This is a genomic window from Pseudoalteromonas sp. NCIMB 1079, assembly GCF_040567695.1.
GTDB lineage: Bacteria > Pseudomonadota > Gammaproteobacteria > Enterobacterales > Alteromonadaceae > Pseudoalteromonas > Pseudoalteromonas distincta.
The window spans coordinates 2,813,146-2,828,352 of the sequence record NZ_JBEWZA010000001.1 but is presented as its reverse complement, the minus strand read 5'-3'; the positions used below and the strand labels follow the sequence as shown (position 1 = coordinate 2,828,352).

The window sequence follows — 15,207 nt, the reverse complement described above, 5'->3', positions numbered from 1 at the left end:
TAAATTACATGTGTGGTATCGTTGGAATAGTCGGAACATCCCCTGTCAATCAGGCGATTTATGATGGCTTAACTGTTTTGCAGCACCGTGGTCAAGATGCCGCGGGTATCATTACCATTGAGAATAATACGTTCAGCTTACGCAAAGCAAATGGCTTAGTGAAAGATGCCTTTCACACTCGTCATATGAAACGACTACAAGGTACGATAGGTCTTGGCCATGTGCGCTATCCTACAGCAGGGTCTTCAAGCTCATCTGAAGCACAGCCTTTTTATGTTAACTCACCGTTTGGTATAGCGCTTGCCCATAATGGTAACCTTACTAATGCAGAAGCTTTAAAAGAGCAGTTATTCTCAGAAGCACGTCGTCATGTAAATACAACATCTGATTCAGAAATCTTACTCAACATCATGGCACATGAACTAAGTAAATCTGATAAGTTGCATTTAGACCCTGAAGATATATTTACTGCGGTAACCGAGGTAAATAATAAAGTAAGCGGTGGTTATGCAACAATTGCTATGATTATTGGTCACGGTATTGTTGCTTTTCGCGACCCTAATGGTATCCGTCCACTTGTATTTGGTAAACGTGAGACTGCAAAAGGGACTGAGTACATGTTCGCCTCTGAAAGCGTTGCGTTAAAACCGGATGGCTTTGAGTTTGTACGTGATGTTGCCCCTGGTGAAGCTATATATGTTACAGAAGAAGGTGAATTTCATTCACTTAGTTGTGCAGATAAAGCATCTTACTCGCCGTGTATTTTTGAATTTGTTTATTTTGCTCGACCTGATTCAACAATAGACCGGATGTCTGTGTACGCAACACGCGTAAACATGGGCACAAAACTAGGTGAAAAAATTGCACGCGAATGGGCTGATAAAGACATTGATGTAGTTATCCCAATCCCAGAAACTTCATGCGATGTAGCACTGGAAATTGCACGTGTACTTGATTTACCGTATCGTCAAGGTTTTGTTAAAAACCGTTATATTGGTCGTACATTTATCATGCCTGGCCAAGAGATGCGTAAAAAATCAGTGCGTCAAAAGCTAAACGCAATTGATCGCGAGTTTAAAGGTAAAAACGTATTATTGGTTGATGACTCAATTGTTCGTGGTACAACATCAGCACAAATTGTTGAAATGGCTCGAGAGTCTGGTGCTAAAAATGTTTACTTTGCATCCGCAGCGCCTGAAATACGCTTCCCTAATGTGTACGGTATTGATATGCCTTCAGCAGCTGAGCTTATTGCTCACGGCCGTGAAGTTGAAGATATTAATGCAAGTATTGGTTCTGACGGTTTAATCTTTCAATCGTTAAAAGATTTAATAGCTGCGGTTAGCCAAGAAAATCCTGAAATTACTAAGTTCGAAACCTCAGTATTTGATGGGCAATATATTACAGGCGACATTGATCAAAACTATTTAAACCGTATTGATGAGCTACGTAACGATTCAGCAAAAAGCACCCGCGAAAGTGCGATGTCTTCAAGTTTAGAGATTCACAACCAAGACGAAAACGAAGCTGATTAATAATTAGTTAATAAAAAGTCGTTACATAAAAAAAGGAGCTAATTAGCTCCTTTTTTGCGAAGGAAAGAAAGGGAACATTTCTATCAAACACGACTCTTTGTTAGCTAAACTTTACTAAGTAAACATTGGACTAACAATCCCATTTGTCCAAAGCATGGCTGTTACAGCTAAAATAATAACCAGTAATATTAATCCACACGTTACAACCGAGCTGGCATAAATAAAGCCACGCTCTTCTGGAATATGCATAAGTATTGGTACGCCGGTATAAAGTAAGTAGACCGAGTAAGCTAGTGCAATAATTCCAATACACACTACAAACCAAAGTACAGGCCAAAAGGCGGCAAGCGCCGACATAAACACAGGTGTTGCAGTATAAGCTGCAAGTTCAAGTGTTTGTGTAAATGTAGGCTTAGAGCCAAATGTAACGGCCATCCAATGAGCCAAATACGCCAATGCAAAAACGCCCGCTATTAAAGCAAAATACATTGCACCTGCAATTAATAGCGCACTATCGTGCGTTAAAAATACGGGATCGCCTGCACCTATACTCCATCCTAAATAAACAGATGAGTAATAACCCATTATTGAAGGAAACAAAGCAATCAGTAAAATATGCGACAAACTATAGGTTAAACTTTCATGGCGATTATCTATTGTTTGCCATTCTTCAAGTGGGTGAGCATAAATGCCCCAGAGGTGATTTAATATCATAGTGCTTACTCCATAAAAGGAACGTATTACTGTTTTGGTTGGTTTATTTTTATACAGTCTATGTACAGTTATGGTTCACTTATTTTGCAAAGTCAAGTTAACTCACTATTAACATTTTTGCACAGGTTAAGGCTTTGATTTATCCCAAACAAAATTTCGTGTTAAAATAATGGCATATCAAATTTATTTAGTAATGAGCAGTCAACGTGCCACATAGCCAACTTTTAGAGCCGATTAATAACTTTTTAGTGTGTACCACCCCAGAGCAATGGGTGGAGCAAGCAATTAAAAAAGAAAACTTATCAGTCATTTTAATAGATCACTTAATTTGTGAATTAAAAGCAGCTCAAAGTGCGATGTTTTTAATACGTAAATACGCGGTAGATAAAGAGGGTAGTGATGCATTACTCGAGTGGCTAAAGCCATTTGAAACGCTTATTTACAAGCGAGAAGGGAATTGGCGCGATCTGGCTGCTAAAAATAAGCTCACTAAATCAATAATTCCTAAATCGAGTTCTCCATACGGGCAAGGTCTAATCGATAAAATGGTTTTGCTGATAAAAGAAGAGCTGCATCACTTTTATCAAGTGCTCGAAATTATGGACGAGTACGGTGTAGAGTACCAAAGCATTACACCATGTCGTTACGCAAAAGGCATGCTCCGTCATGTTAAAACGTTCGAGCCCGATGCATTAGTCGATAAGCTAATAGTAGGCGCTTATATTGAGGCGCGTTCGTGTGAGCGTTTTGCAAAGCTTGCACCGCATGTTGACAAACGTTTAGGTGATTTTTATATTTCGTTGTTACGTTCAGAAGCGCGTCATTACCAAGATTATTTAACTTTAGCGCAAGAAATTGCTGATTTTGATATTACCGAACGCGTAAACTTTTTTGGTGAAAAAGAAAAAGAGCTAATTTCTACAACCGATACTGATTTTAAATTTCACAGCGGTGTTCCAATAGCGCAAAGCTAATTTTCTTTTAAGAAATTAATATACTCTGCTATTTTCTGATTGCTGAAATTGTGTTTTTTCATGATTTCAGCAATGCTTCCGTTTTCAATTATTATATCAATCCCTCTATTAAATTTTTGTAAGTACTCTTTTGCTCTGTAATTTGATTTAGAGACAACTAAATATAGTTTATGAGAAGCAAGATCTGGCAATAAGTACTCAATTTTATTCTTATCTAAATCAACTTCGTTATTGTGCTCAAGCCAATACTTCCCTACTTCTTTAGTGCCTGCGACCAAATCAATACGACCTTGTTGTAGCAAGTATAAACTTGTAGGAAGGCTTTTAGTGGATGTTATTGCCAGCTCAGTATTTCTAGTAAACTCTTGGCTTACAAAGGCATTATCTTCTGTACCAATACTATAAGGTGTTAATGATTGGACTGTACCATCGAAATTAATAGCACTCTCTTTGCGTTTAAAAATTCCTGAATGAGCAACTGCAAGTGGGCGAGAGTAGTAAAAAACTTCATTTCTTTTTAATGAATAAAAAGCGCCTAAAATAGCTGTTTTTCTCTTTTTTTCTAATAGCTTTAGGGCGCGGTCCCATGTCGTAAACTCGGCTTCGCTATTAATGCCTTGAGTTTTAAGGGCTGATTGAGTGATTTCATATAACAAACCGTTATCAGGAAGCTTTTCGCTAAAATAGGGAGGGTAGTTTTCAGTAACAATTTGCCATGTTTGCTCGCTAAATACTTTGGTAGGAATGGCAATTACTACGATGAAAATTAACAGCTTAATCATTAAACCTCTCACTATTATTCAAATATATAGTTAAATAATAGTCAGGATTTTAAACTATGCGAAAGGCGTGCTAATTAATTCTTGTGATTGAGGGGTAACGACTAAATAAGAGCCTTGGGTATACCAGTCACCTAGCACTGTACGAGTAAGCGTTTGTTCATTAACTTTATAGGTATGAACATTAGGGCGGTGAGTATGACCATGAATCATATTAGTAACGTTATGTTTGGCAAAGGTGGCAAGCACGGCTTCATCTACAACGTCTAAAATTTCGATAGGTTTATCAGCTTGGCTCAACTTACTTTTTTCACGGGCATTACGCGCTATTTTTTTACGATACCAAAGTGGCATTGCAAGCATTAATTTTGGCCACCACCAACCACGGCTTTTTTTACGAAATTTTTGATACTCAGTATCTTGAGTACACATTTCGTCGCCATGTAAAATAACGGTAGGCGTACCATATAAATCAATGACTGTTTGTTCATCGAGTAAAGTCATTGCGGCCATGTCTGCATATTGCTTGCGCATGATGAAATCACGGTTGCCATGTATAAAATAAACAGGTGTCCCACCATCATTAACGGCGCTTAAATGCTTTGCTACATCGGCACTCAGCGCTGTAATGTAGTCATCTCCAACCCATACTTCAAAAAAATCACCCAAAATATAAAGTGCATCTACATCTTTATTTAGTATATGCGTATTTAAAAAGTCAAAAAATGCAGCGCTAATGTCGGGGCGGTTTTCGCTTAGGTGTAAATCTGCAATAAAGTAAGTTTGGCGAGTCATAGGTCAGTCTTTTCGATATAAATAAAGCGGGCGTATACACATTGCGTAAATGCCCGCTGATACTCCACATTACGTGGGTAAACTTACTATTAGCTAACAGTAACGCTTTCGATGATCACATCTTCAAGAGGCACGTCTTGGTGAAAACCAGTACTACCTGTTGCTACGCCTTTTATTTTATTTACTACGTCCATGCCTTCTACTACTTCAGCAAAAACACAGTAACCCCAGCCCTGCGATGTTTCGCTACTGTGGTTTAAAAAGTCGTTGTTGTTCACGTTAATGAAAAACTGTGCAGTTGCTGAATGAGGATCAGGCGTACGCGCCATTGCTAAAGTACCTATCTTGTTAGATAGGCCATTATTAGCTTCATTTTTAATTGGGTCGTTAACTTCTTTTTGTTCCATACCTGGTACAAAACCACCGCCTTGAACCATAAAACCATCGATTACACGATGAAAGATAGTGCCGTTGAAAAAATCAGCATTTGCATACTCTAAAAAGTTTTTAACAGTGTTTGGAGCTTCTTGCTCAAACATTTTAATGGTGATGTCACCAAAATTGGTGTGTAGAACAACCATGTGTTTTCCTATATCTGGTTTAAATATTGGCGCTATTTTATCGTAGTTGGCTAAGATTAACAAAGTAGATGTTTGGTTTGTTATAAAGCGCTAGAGCAGGGGCTTTTCAAGTGGTAACATAACTGTTCAAGTAAATAGTCAAGGACTCAAAGTAAATGGTAAATATATACAACACACTCACGCGACAAAAAGAGCAATTTAAACCTATGGTCGAAGGCAAAATCGACATGTATGTGTGTGGTATCACCATTTATGATTACTGCCATATTGGACACGCTCGTACTTTTGTTGGTTTTGACGTTATTGTGCGCTATTTACGTCATATTGGTTACGATTTAAAATATGTACGTAACATTACAGATATCGACGATAAAATAATTAAACGCGCAAATGAAAATGGTGAGTCAATAAACGATTTAACTGTGCGCATGACTAAAGCGATGCATGAAGATTTTGATAGCCTAAATATGCTACGCCCAGATATTGAACCAACAGTTACAAGCCATATGGATGAAATTATCGTTATGGTTAAGCGCTTGATTGAAAAGGGCCATGCCTATGTTGCAGCTGATGGCGATGTATTGTTTGATGTATCAACGTTTGAGCAATACGGTGCACTTTCTCAGCAAGATTTAACTATGCTGCAATCGGGCTCTCGCGTTGAAGTAGCGCAAGATAAAGACGATCCACTTGATTTTGTGTTATGGAAAAAAGCCAAAGCAGGTGAGCCATCATGGTCATCACCGTGGGGTGAAGGGCGTCCTGGTTGGCATATTGAATGTTCGGCAATGAGCTCAAAACACTTAGGTGAGCATTTTGATATTCACGGTGGCGGGTCTGATTTACAGTTTCCACATCATGAAAACGAAATTGCCCAGTCGTGCTGTGCAAACAACGGCAAGTATGTAAATACATGGATACATACTGGCATGGTGCAAGTAAATAAAGAAAAAATGTCTAAGTCGTTAGATAACTTTTTTACTGTGCGTGAAGTTTTAAAAGCATACGATGCCGAATCTGTTCGTTACTTTTTAATTTCAGGGCATTACCGCAGCCAATTAAATTACTCACAAGAAAATTTAGACCAAGCGCGTTCATCACTTGAACGCATTTATACAGCGCTTCGTGATGTCGTACCGGTAGAGTGCGACTTAGAAGGCGATGAGTTTGTTGCTAAGTTTAGAAAAGCAATGAATGACGACTTTAATACACCAGAAGCACTACCGGTGTTGTTCGAACTTGCTAAAGAATTAAACCGCGTAAAAGAAAGTGACGCAGGTCAAGCTGGCAAGTTAGCGTTTATACTGCGTAGCCTTGGTGAAGTGTTAGGCGTTGCTCAACAAGCACCGGAAGCCTTTTTACAAGGTGGGCAAGATGACGACGAAGTTGCGACAATTGAAGCATTAATTGTAAAACGTAACGAAGCACGTGCTAGTAAGGACTGGGCTGCTGCTGATGAAGCACGTGATGCGCTTAATGCGTTAGGTGTAATACTTGAAGATTCAGCCGGTAAAACAACGTGGCGTAAAGCGTAAGCGTTTAAAGTAATTCACGTTCAACTAAAAAAGGGTTGCCAAATGGCAACCCTTTTTTGATTTTTTAACAGCTTAGCTGTGATACTTTTCACACGCTTCAAGTGTGTTTTCAATTAAGCTCGCGACCGTCATCGGGCCAACGCCACCTGGTACAGGTGTAATAAAATGCGCTTTTTGTTCAGCCACACTGTATTGAACATCACCAACTAATTTACCCGTGTCTAAACGGTTAATGCCTACATCGATGACTATAGCGCCTTCTTTTATCCAATCTCCAGGTATAAATTCAGGTTTACCTACAGCCACAACTAATAAGTCAGCGCGGCGAACATGCGTTTCTAAGTCTTGAGTAAACTTATGGCATACAGTGGTAGTACAACCTGCTAATAAAAGCTCTAACGACATTGGACGACCAACGATATTTGACGCGCCAACGACAACTGCATGCATCCCTTTATAACGTACACCCGTTGAATCAAGTAATGTAATAATACCTTTAGGCGTACATGGACGAAGGGCAGGCATACGCTGTGCTAATCGACCAATGTTATATGGATGAAATCCATCAACATCTTTATGTGGAGTAATGCGTTCTAAAATCTTTTCAGCATCAAGACCTTTTGGCAGTGGTAACTGCACTAAAATTCCATCAACTTCGGCATCATTATTTAGCTCGTCAATTAAATCTAAAAGAGTTTGCTCTTGCGTGTCTGCTGGTAAATCAAATGATTTGGAGATAAAACCTACTTCTTCACAGGCTTTACGTTTTGAACCAACATAAACTTGGCTTGCTGGATCAAGTCCAACAAGTACTACTGCAAGTCCTGGTGCACGTAAACCATTTGCTACACGTTCACTTACGCGTTCTGCTACAGCGCTACGTACTTGTTTTGCGATTGCCTTACCATCAATGATGTTTGCCGTCATGGGTGACCTTTAATTGGGGTTAATTAACTAGATACCGATACTCTAAAAACGAATGCATAATAAAATAGGGGTAAAAATGCTAATAAAGAAAACATACTCTTTATTTAACTCGTTTTATAATGTGCCTACTATTTTCGCAGAAAAGCATAGCAGCGCCAAGTTGCTTTTAATGTATATAACATTTGAGTTATTAAATAGTTTAAATTTCAGCCTACTATTGTAATATTTAACCATTGTGCACTAAAAATGAGCACTTGATTGGTTTTATTAAAAAAACGTTTGACCTAACCCCGTCAAATCACTATTATGCACCCCGTTGTCAACGAGGTCACTCGCTAACAATAATAAGTTTCGGCGATTAGCGCAGTTTGGTAGCGCACTTGGTTTGGGTCCAAGGGGTCGCAGGTTCAAATCCTGCATCGCCGACCATTTTTTTATAATTTTTTATAATCGAATAGCTTATTGGTAAACTATGAAGTTTTCGATGCGCCCATAGCTCAGCTGGATAGAGCAACGCCCTTCTAAGGCGTCGGTCGAAGGTTCGAATCCTTCTGGGTGCACCATTTGAAAACATGTAAATATAGCGGTGATTGTAGCTCAGTTGGTAGAGCCCCGGATTGTGATTCCGGTTGTCGTGGGTTCGAGCCCCATCAGTCACCCCATTTACAACGAATATCGGCGATTAGCGCAGTTTGGTAGCGCACTTGGTTTGGGTCCAAGGGGTCGCAGGTTCAAATCCTGCATCGCCGACCATTTTCTTAAAATGGTCTTAAACTCTCAGTTTAAGTGTTCAGTATGAAAAAAGAAGTTAACTCTTCAATGTCGGCGATTAGCGCAGTTTGGTAGCGCACTTGGTTTGGGTCCAAGGGGTCGCAGGTTCAAATCCTGCATCGCCGACCATTTTCTTATCTAATAAGAACAATAAGTAAATTCCTCTAATTTATAAATCTAAATCTGTTAGCCTATAATTCTATTAAATAATTTCTATTTTATTTTATTTAGTCCGTAGTTAGCCTGTTTTTTATTCAGTTAGTCTTTATAGTCCCTTATCTAGTCCAAATAATTGCCCCCTATACTCGACTATCATAAATATTAGGTTATAATGCCGCGTCTATTGTTTAACATAGTGCCCGAAGGGCAAAGCAGCAATGGTGTCTCATGGTAGCGACGGATGCTTTTAAGTGTGAAAAACCGCTTAAACTTTATCAAGACTCATGCAGAACACTTTGTTTGTAAAGGAAGGCGAACAGTCGCCAAAATTGAATATTGAGGTAAATCATGCAAGTTTCTGTTGAGACGACCCAAGGCCTTGAGCGCCGTATAACTATCACCGTTCCTTCAGAGAACGTTGAGACCGAAGTAAAAAAACGCCTACAACAACTGTCAAAAACACAGCGTATAGATGGTTTCCGTGCTGGTAAAGTTCCAGTATCTGTAATTAACAAGCGTTTTGGCCCTGCAGTTCGTCAAGAAGTTGCTGGCGAAGTAATGCAACGTAATTACATTGAAGCAATCGTTTCTGAAAAAATCAACCCAGCTGGCGCGCCTACATTCGCTCCTAAATCACTTGAAGCAGGTAAAGATTTAGAATTCTCAGCAACGTTTGAAGTTTACCCTGAAGTTGAAGTTCAAGGTTTAGATAAAATTACTGTTGAAAAACCAGCAGTAACAGTAACTGACGAAGATTTAGCTAACATGCTAGAAACACTTCGTAAGCAACACGCAGCGTGGGCTGATGTTGATGCAGCTGCTGGCGAAAACGACCGTGTAACAGTTGATTTCGTAGGTACTATCGACGGTGAAGTATTTGAAGGCGGCAAAGCTGAAGACTTCCCATTAGAACTTGGCCAAGGTCGTATGATCCCAGGTTTTGAAGATAACATCGTAGGTAAAAAAGCAGGCGAAGAAGTAGTTGCTGATGTAACTTTCCCTGATGATTACCACGCTGAAAACTTAAAAGGTAAAGCGGCTCAATTCACTATCACAGTGAAAAAAGTTGAAGCGCAAGAATTACCAGAATTAAGCGAAGAGTTTGCAACTAAATTCGGTGTTACCGAAGGCGGAGTAGACGCGCTTAAAGAAGAAGTTAAAAAGAACATGACACGTGAGCTAGACCAAGCGGTTAAAGCAAGCGTTAAAGACCAAGCAATCAAAGGTCTTTTAGCTAACAACGAAATCGAAGTGCCTAAAGCACTTGTTGATCAAGAAGTTGATGCTCTGCGTCAGCAAGCAGCTCAACGTTTTGGCGGCGACGCTCAAAACATGCCAGAGCTTCCAGCTGAATTGTTCCACGAGCAAGCTGTAACACGTGTAAAAACTGGCCTTTTATTAGGTGAAGTGATTAAAGCTAACGACATCAAAGTTGATGATGCTAAAGTTGAAGCATTAATCGCAACAGTAGCTTCTGCATACGAAGATCCAACTGAAGTAGTAGAATACTACAAAGGTAATGATCAACTTATGCAGCAAATGCGTAATGTAGCAATGGAAGAGCAAGCTGTTGAAGCTATTTTAGCTAAAGCAGTTGTTACTGATGTTGAAAAAGCATTTGATGACATCATGAATCCACAGCAAGGTGCTTAATAAGTCATTGACTTAAGCTCTCGCTAACGATTAAATGGCTCGTGTTACACTGTTTATACAGCGTGCCCGGGCCATTTTAGTTTTTGGCTCTAAATTTGCGAAAAACGATAACTATGCTTCCTTATAATAAGGATAAGTATAAGCGCATAAGGAATTAAATAAGTATGAATACTGGTATTACAGATCCCCTAAATGCATTGGTCCCAATGGTTGTTGAACAAACACCAAAAGGCGAGCGCTCGTATGATATTTATTCGAGATTATTAAAAGAGCGTATTATCTTTTTAACAGGTCAAGTTGAAGACAACATGGCAAATCTGATCTTAGCGCAAATGCTATTTTTAGAATCAGAGAACCCTGATAAAGATATCTTTTTATATATCAACTCACCAGGTGGTTCAGTAACTGCGGGTATGGCTATTTACGACACAATGAACTTCATCAAACCAGATGTAAGTACAATATGTGTAGGTCAAGCTGCAAGCATGGGTGCTTTTTTGCTTACTGCTGGTGCTAAAGGTAAGCGTTTTTGCCTACCAAACTCACGTGTGATGATTCACCAACCATTAGGTGGTTTCCAAGGTCAAGCATCTGACTTTGAAATACACGCTAAAGAAATTCTGTCTATTAAAGATAAGCTTAACCGCTTAATGGCTGAGCATACAGGCCAACCATTGGATATTATCTCTAAAGACACAGATCGTGATAACTTCATGAGTGCTTCGCAAGCTGTAGATTACGGTTTGGTAGACTCTGTGTTTACAAATCGCGACAAAAAGTAAGCGCTTGGTAAGCAGGACTACCTGTTTGCCACTTTGAGTTACTATGCGAAAACCAATAAATTTTGGTATAGTTAAAGCGTATTGAAATAGCCGCCAATAGTTTTGGTGGCCAACGTAATAAAATGAGGTAGCTGAATGTCTGACACTCCTACAGACGGCGACAAAAGTAATAAATTGTTATACTGCTCTTTTTGTGGCAAAAGCCAACATGAAGTGCGTAAATTAATTGCAGGCCCTTCAGTATACGTTTGTGATGAATGTGTAGAGTTGTGTAACGATATTATCAGGGAAGAGATCAAAGACATTGCTCCTAAGCATGATACGTCTGACAAACTACCTGTACCAAAAGAAATTCGTAAACACTTAGACGATTATGTTATTGGTCAAGACCATGCTAAAAAAGTATTGTCTGTTGCCGTTTATAACCATTATAAACGCCTACGTAACCAATCGACTAAGCAAGACATTGAATTAAGTAAAAGTAATATTTTGCTTATCGGCCCAACAGGTAGTGGTAAAACATTACTTGCAGAAACATTAGCGCGCCTACTTGACGTGCCGTTTACTATGGCCGATGCCACTACATTAACCGAAGCAGGTTATGTAGGTGAAGATGTTGAAAACATCATTCAAAAGCTTTTACAAAAGTGCGATTACGATGTTGAAAAAGCACAGCGCGGTATTGTCTACATCGATGAAATTGACAAGATTTCTCGTAAATCAGATAATCCTTCAATTACGCGTGACGTATCAGGCGAGGGCGTTCAACAGGCGCTACTTAAACTGATTGAAGGCACCATAGCTTCGGTTCCACCACAAGGTGGCCGTAAGCACCCACAGCAAGAGTTTTTACAAGTAGATACGTCTAAAATCTTGTTTATTTGTGGTGGCGCATTCTCAGGTCTTGATAAAGTGATTGAGCAACGTAGCCATAAAAATACCGGTATTGGTTTTGGTGTTGATGTTAAAGAGTCTGCAGCGAGCCGTTCTTTAAGTGATACATTTAAAGACGTAGAGCCAGAGGATTTAGTTAAGTACGGCTTGATCCCTGAGTTTATCGGCCGTTTACCGGTAGTTGCTACATTAACTGAACTTGATGAAGCTGCACTAATACAAATTTTAAGTGAGCCTAAAAACGCCATTACTAAACAGTTTTCAGTATTGTTTGGTATGGAAGATGTTGAGCTTGAGTTTCGCGATGATGCCTTAGCTGCAATTGCCCACAAAGCAATGGAGCGTAAAACAGGTGCTCGTGGTTTGCGTTCAATCGTTGAAGGTGTATTACTTGATACTATGTATGAGCTACCTTCTATGGATAATGTAAGCAAAGTGGTTATAGATGAAACCGTAATTAAAGGTGAATCAGACCCAATTTTGATTTATGAAAATAATAATCAAGATAAAGCAGCATCTGAGTAGTTTTTAAGCTATTTGATTTAAAAAGGAGCCTAAGGCTCCTTTTTTTATAATTAATTTAATTGAGTACGGGAAAATCGTTGAACTTTAATTAGGTTATCCCCATATACTTGAGTAATCTTTAAAATAAATGAAGTGCAAAGAGAAATATAATGACGCTTGAGAGAACCGATCGAGTCGAAATCCCAGTATTAGCACTGCGCGATGTAGTGGTATATCCGCACATGGTGATCCCGCTTTTTGTAGGCCGTGAAAAATCAATAAAATGCCTTGAAGCGGCAATGGATAAAGACAAACAAATTTTCTTGGTTGCCCAAAAAGATGCAACCGTAGATGAGCCTGAGCAAGATGATATTTATCGTGTTGGTACTATTGCCACTGTACTTCAGTTATTAAAGTTACCAGACGGTACAGTAAAAGTTTTAGTAGAAGGTACGCAGCGCGCAAAAATTGAAGAATTTATTGATAGCGAAGAATTTTTTGTAGCTAATGCGCAGTTTATTGAATCAGAATCAATAGATGAGCATGAGCAAGATGTGTTTATTCGCAGCGCAATTAGCCAATTTGAAGGCTATGTAAAACTCAATAAAAAAATCCCACCAGAAGTACTTACTTCGGTTTCGGGGATTGACGATCCGGCGCGCCTTGCCGATACCATGGCAGCTCATATGCCATTAAAAGTGCCTGAAAAACAAAAAGTATTAGAAACCTCAAGTGTTACCGAACGCTTAGAATACTTAATGGCGCTAATGGAAGGCGAAATAGATTTACTGCAAGTTGAGAAAAAAATACGTAGCCGCGTTAAAAAGCAGATGGAAAAATCACAGCGCGAGTATTACCTCAATGAGCAAATGAAAGCTATTCAAAAAGAGCTCGGTGAACTTGATGATGTGCCAGATGAGTTTGAAGCGCTGAAAAAGCGTATTGAAGAGTCGGGCATGCCAACCGAAGCAAAAGAAAAAGCGACGGCTGAGTTAAGTAAGCTTAAAATGATGTCGCCAATGTCTGCAGAAGCAACTGTAGTGCGTTCATACATAGATACATTAATTAATGTGCCATGGAAAAAACGCTCTAAAGTGAAAAAAGACTTAGCAGGCGCACAAAAAATTCTTGATAGCGATCACCACGGCTTAGATAAAGTAAAAGAACGCATTATTGAGTACCTCGCAGTACAACAGCGTACTAATAAGCTCAAGGGGCCAATTTTATGTTTAGTTGGACCACCAGGTGTTGGTAAAACATCACTTGGTCAATCTATTGCACGTTCTACTGGTCGTAAGTATGTTCGTATGGCACTTGGCGGCGTACGTGATGAAGCCGAGATTCGCGGTCATCGTCGTACATACATTGGTTCAATGCCAGGTAAGCTAATTCAAAACATGACAAAAGTGGGCGTTAAAAACCCATTATTCTTATTAGATGAAATCGATAAGATGTCATCAGATATGCGCGGCGACCCAGCATCAGCATTGTTAGAGGTGCTTGATCCGGAACAAAACAGTCATTTTGCCGATCACTATCTTGAAGTCGATTACGATTTATCTGACGTTATGTTTGTAGCAACATCAAACAGCTTTAACATTCCTGGTCCATTATTGGACCGTATGGAAGTTATTCGCTTGTCGGGTTACACCGAAGATGAAAAGCTAAACATTGCAAAAGAGCACTTAATTACTAAACAAGTAAAACGTAACGGCTTAAAAGAGTCTGAAATAGTTATCGAAGACAGCGCAATTATTGGCATTATTCGTTATTACACACGTGAAGCGGGTGTACGTAACTTAGAGCGCGAAATTTCGAAACTATGTCGTAAAGCAGTTAAAAATATCTTGCTTGAAAAAGACACTAAGATAGTGACCATCAATCAAGATAACCTAGAAGACTTTTTAGGTGTGCAGCGCTTTGACTATGGCAAAGCTGAAGATGGCGACCGTATTGGTCAAGTTACAGGCTTAGCATGGACAGAAGTTGGCGGTGATTTGCTAACAATTGAATGTGCGGCAGTGCCAGGTAAAGGCAAGTTAAGTTACACCGGTTCTCTTGGCGATGTAATGCAAGAGTCGATTCAAGCGGCAATGACGGTTGTGCGTAATCGAGCAGATACTTTCCGTATTAACAGCGACTTTTACGAAAAACGTGATATTCACGTACACGTTCCTGAAGGCGCAACACCAAAAGATGGTCCTAGTGCGGGCGCAGCAATGGTAACGGGTCTTGTATCTAGCTTAACGGGTAATCCTGTGCGAGCAGATGTTGCTATGACTGGTGAAATTACGCTACGCGGTGAAGTACTTCCTATTGGTGGTTTAAAAGAGAAGTTATTAGCGGCGCATCGTGGTGGAATTAAAACAGTGATCATTCCAAAAATTAACGAACGTGACTTAAAAGAGATACCAGACAACGTGCTGGCAGGTCTTGATATTCACCCAGTTACTTGGATTGACGAGGTGTTAAAGCTTGCTTTAGTGCATCCTGTTGAGAGTTTTTCGGTCGAAACACCTAAAAACCAAGAAAAAACATAAAAAAAGTGCTTTTTAGGGCTTTTCAAATCTAAACGGTATGATAAGTTAAGCACTGGTTTTCAAG

The 15,207-nt window shown here is 39.5% G+C and carries 12 protein-coding genes and 5 tRNA genes; 12 read left to right on the top strand and 5 right to left on the bottom strand.

The window, feature by feature from the left end:
* Positions 1-8: 8 nt before the first annotated feature.
* Positions 9-1,535, top strand: a complete 1,527-nt coding sequence (purF, locus tag ABX891_RS13065) for an amidophosphoribosyltransferase (protein ID WP_024596369.1) — start codon at positions 9-11, stop codon at positions 1,533-1,535.
* 114 nt (positions 1,536-1,649) lie between these two features.
* Here the strand turns inward: purF and ABX891_RS13060 are convergent, their stop codons facing one another.
* Positions 1,650-2,249, bottom strand: a complete 600-nt coding sequence (locus ABX891_RS13060; RefSeq protein WP_165744914.1) for a Yip1 family protein — start codon at positions 2,247-2,249, stop codon at positions 1,650-1,652.
* A gap of 206 nt (positions 2,250-2,455) precedes the next feature.
* On the opposite strand from ABX891_RS13060, the gene miaE reads away from it, so the two are divergent.
* The gene (gene miaE, locus ABX891_RS13055) at positions 2,456-3,223 is read left to right on the top strand and encodes a tRNA isopentenyl-2-thiomethyl-A-37 hydroxylase MiaE (protein WP_354629696.1); all 768 of its coding nucleotides are present in this window, start codon (positions 2,456-2,458) and stop codon (positions 3,221-3,223) included.
* Here the strand turns inward: miaE and ABX891_RS13050 are convergent.
* From ABX891_RS13050 to ABX891_RS13040, 3 genes are all read right to left on the bottom strand, one after another.
* Entirely contained in the window at positions 3,220-4,005 is a 786-nt protein-coding gene (locus tag ABX891_RS13050) for a transporter substrate-binding domain-containing protein (protein ID WP_354629695.1), read from the bottom strand. The genes miaE and ABX891_RS13050 overlap by 4 nt on opposite strands.
* A gap of 54 nt (positions 4,006-4,059) precedes the next feature.
* Positions 4,060-4,797: a UDP-2,3-diacylglucosamine diphosphatase gene (locus ABX891_RS13045; protein ID WP_002958351.1), complete on the bottom strand. Its 738-nt coding sequence runs from the start codon at positions 4,795-4,797 to the stop codon at positions 4,060-4,062.
* An 89-nt stretch (positions 4,798-4,886) separates the two neighbouring features.
* Complete coding sequence (locus ABX891_RS13040) at positions 4,887-5,378, bottom strand: peptidylprolyl isomerase (RefSeq protein WP_002958350.1); 492 nt, start codon at positions 5,376-5,378, stop codon at positions 4,887-4,889.
* Between the two features lie 155 nt (positions 5,379-5,533).
* Between ABX891_RS13040 and cysS the strand changes: the two genes are divergently transcribed.
* A complete protein-coding gene (gene cysS / locus ABX891_RS13035) occupies positions 5,534-6,913 on the top strand; it encodes a cysteine--tRNA ligase (RefSeq protein WP_354629694.1) in 1,380 nt (459 codons plus the stop codon).
* 72 nt (positions 6,914-6,985) lie between these two features.
* Here cysS and folD read toward each other — a convergent pair whose 3' ends face one another.
* Positions 6,986-7,840, bottom strand: coding sequence for a bifunctional methylenetetrahydrofolate dehydrogenase/methenyltetrahydrofolate cyclohydrolase FolD (gene folD / locus ABX891_RS13030; protein WP_002958348.1), 855 nt, complete (start codon positions 7,838-7,840; stop codon positions 6,986-6,988).
* A gap of 352 nt (positions 7,841-8,192) precedes the next feature.
* Here folD and ABX891_RS13025 point away from each other — a divergent pair.
* The 9 genes from ABX891_RS13025 to lon all read left to right on the top strand — a co-directional run bounded on the left by ABX891_RS13025 (position 8,193) and on the right by lon (position 15,143).
* Positions 8,193-8,269 (top strand) — tRNA-Pro (locus ABX891_RS13025).
* A gap of 57 nt (positions 8,270-8,326) precedes the next feature.
* Positions 8,327-8,403 (top strand) — tRNA-Arg (locus tag ABX891_RS13020).
* A gap of 23 nt (positions 8,404-8,426) precedes the next feature.
* Positions 8,427-8,502 (top strand) — tRNA-His (locus ABX891_RS13015).
* A gap of 14 nt (positions 8,503-8,516) precedes the next feature.
* Positions 8,517-8,593 (top strand) — tRNA-Pro (locus ABX891_RS13010).
* 70 nt (positions 8,594-8,663) lie between these two features.
* Positions 8,664-8,740 (top strand) — tRNA-Pro (locus ABX891_RS13005).
* Positions 8,741-9,118: 378 nt separating this feature from the next.
* The gene (gene tig / locus ABX891_RS13000) at positions 9,119-10,423 is read left to right on the top strand and encodes a trigger factor (RefSeq protein WP_002958347.1); all 1,305 of its coding nucleotides are present in this window, start codon (positions 9,119-9,121) and stop codon (positions 10,421-10,423) included.
* Between the two features lie 164 nt (positions 10,424-10,587).
* On the top strand, positions 10,588-11,205 hold the full coding sequence (gene clpP, locus ABX891_RS12995; RefSeq protein ID WP_002958346.1) for an ATP-dependent Clp endopeptidase proteolytic subunit ClpP: 618 nt from the start codon (positions 10,588-10,590) through the stop codon (positions 11,203-11,205).
* Positions 11,206-11,340: 135 nt separating this feature from the next.
* Complete coding sequence (gene clpX / locus ABX891_RS12990) at positions 11,341-12,624, top strand: ATP-dependent protease ATP-binding subunit ClpX (RefSeq protein ID WP_354629693.1); 1,284 nt, start codon at positions 11,341-11,343, stop codon at positions 12,622-12,624.
* Positions 12,625-12,773: 149 nt separating this feature from the next.
* Positions 12,774-15,143, top strand: coding sequence for an endopeptidase La (gene lon / locus ABX891_RS12985; RefSeq protein WP_354629692.1), 2,370 nt, complete (start codon positions 12,774-12,776; stop codon positions 15,141-15,143).
* Positions 15,144-15,207: the final 64 nt, after the last annotated feature.

What these genes read in the sequence shown, in the direction of transcription:
- ABX891_RS13045 (WP_002958351.1), bottom strand. Translation starts at nt 4,797, where the DNA reads ATGACTCGCCAAACTTACTTTATTGCAGATTTACACCTAAGCGAAAAC.
- ABX891_RS13050 (WP_354629695.1), bottom strand. Translation starts at nt 4,005, where the DNA reads ATGATTAAGCTGTTAATTTTCATCGTAGTAATTGCCATTCCTACCAAA.
- cysS (WP_354629694.1), top strand. Translation starts at nt 5,534, where the DNA reads ATGGTAAATATATACAACACACTCACGCGACAAAAAGAGCAATTTAAA.
- ABX891_RS13060 (WP_165744914.1), bottom strand. Translation starts at nt 2,249, where the DNA reads ATGATATTAAATCACCTCTGGGGCATTTATGCTCACCCACTTGAAGAA.
- ABX891_RS13040 (WP_002958350.1), bottom strand. Translation starts at nt 5,378, where the DNA reads ATGGTTGTTCTACACACCAATTTTGGTGACATCACCATTAAAATGTTT.
- tig (WP_002958347.1), top strand. Translation starts at nt 9,119, where the DNA reads ATGCAAGTTTCTGTTGAGACGACCCAAGGCCTTGAGCGCCGTATAACT.
- clpP (WP_002958346.1), top strand. Translation starts at nt 10,588, where the DNA reads ATGAATACTGGTATTACAGATCCCCTAAATGCATTGGTCCCAATGGTT.
- purF (WP_024596369.1), top strand. Translation starts at nt 9, where the DNA reads ATGTGTGGTATCGTTGGAATAGTCGGAACATCCCCTGTCAATCAGGCG.
- folD (WP_002958348.1), bottom strand. Translation starts at nt 7,840, where the DNA reads ATGACGGCAAACATCATTGATGGTAAGGCAATCGCAAAACAAGTACGT.
- clpX (WP_354629693.1), top strand. Translation starts at nt 11,341, where the DNA reads ATGTCTGACACTCCTACAGACGGCGACAAAAGTAATAAATTGTTATAC.
- lon (WP_354629692.1), top strand. Translation starts at nt 12,774, where the DNA reads ATGACGCTTGAGAGAACCGATCGAGTCGAAATCCCAGTATTAGCACTG.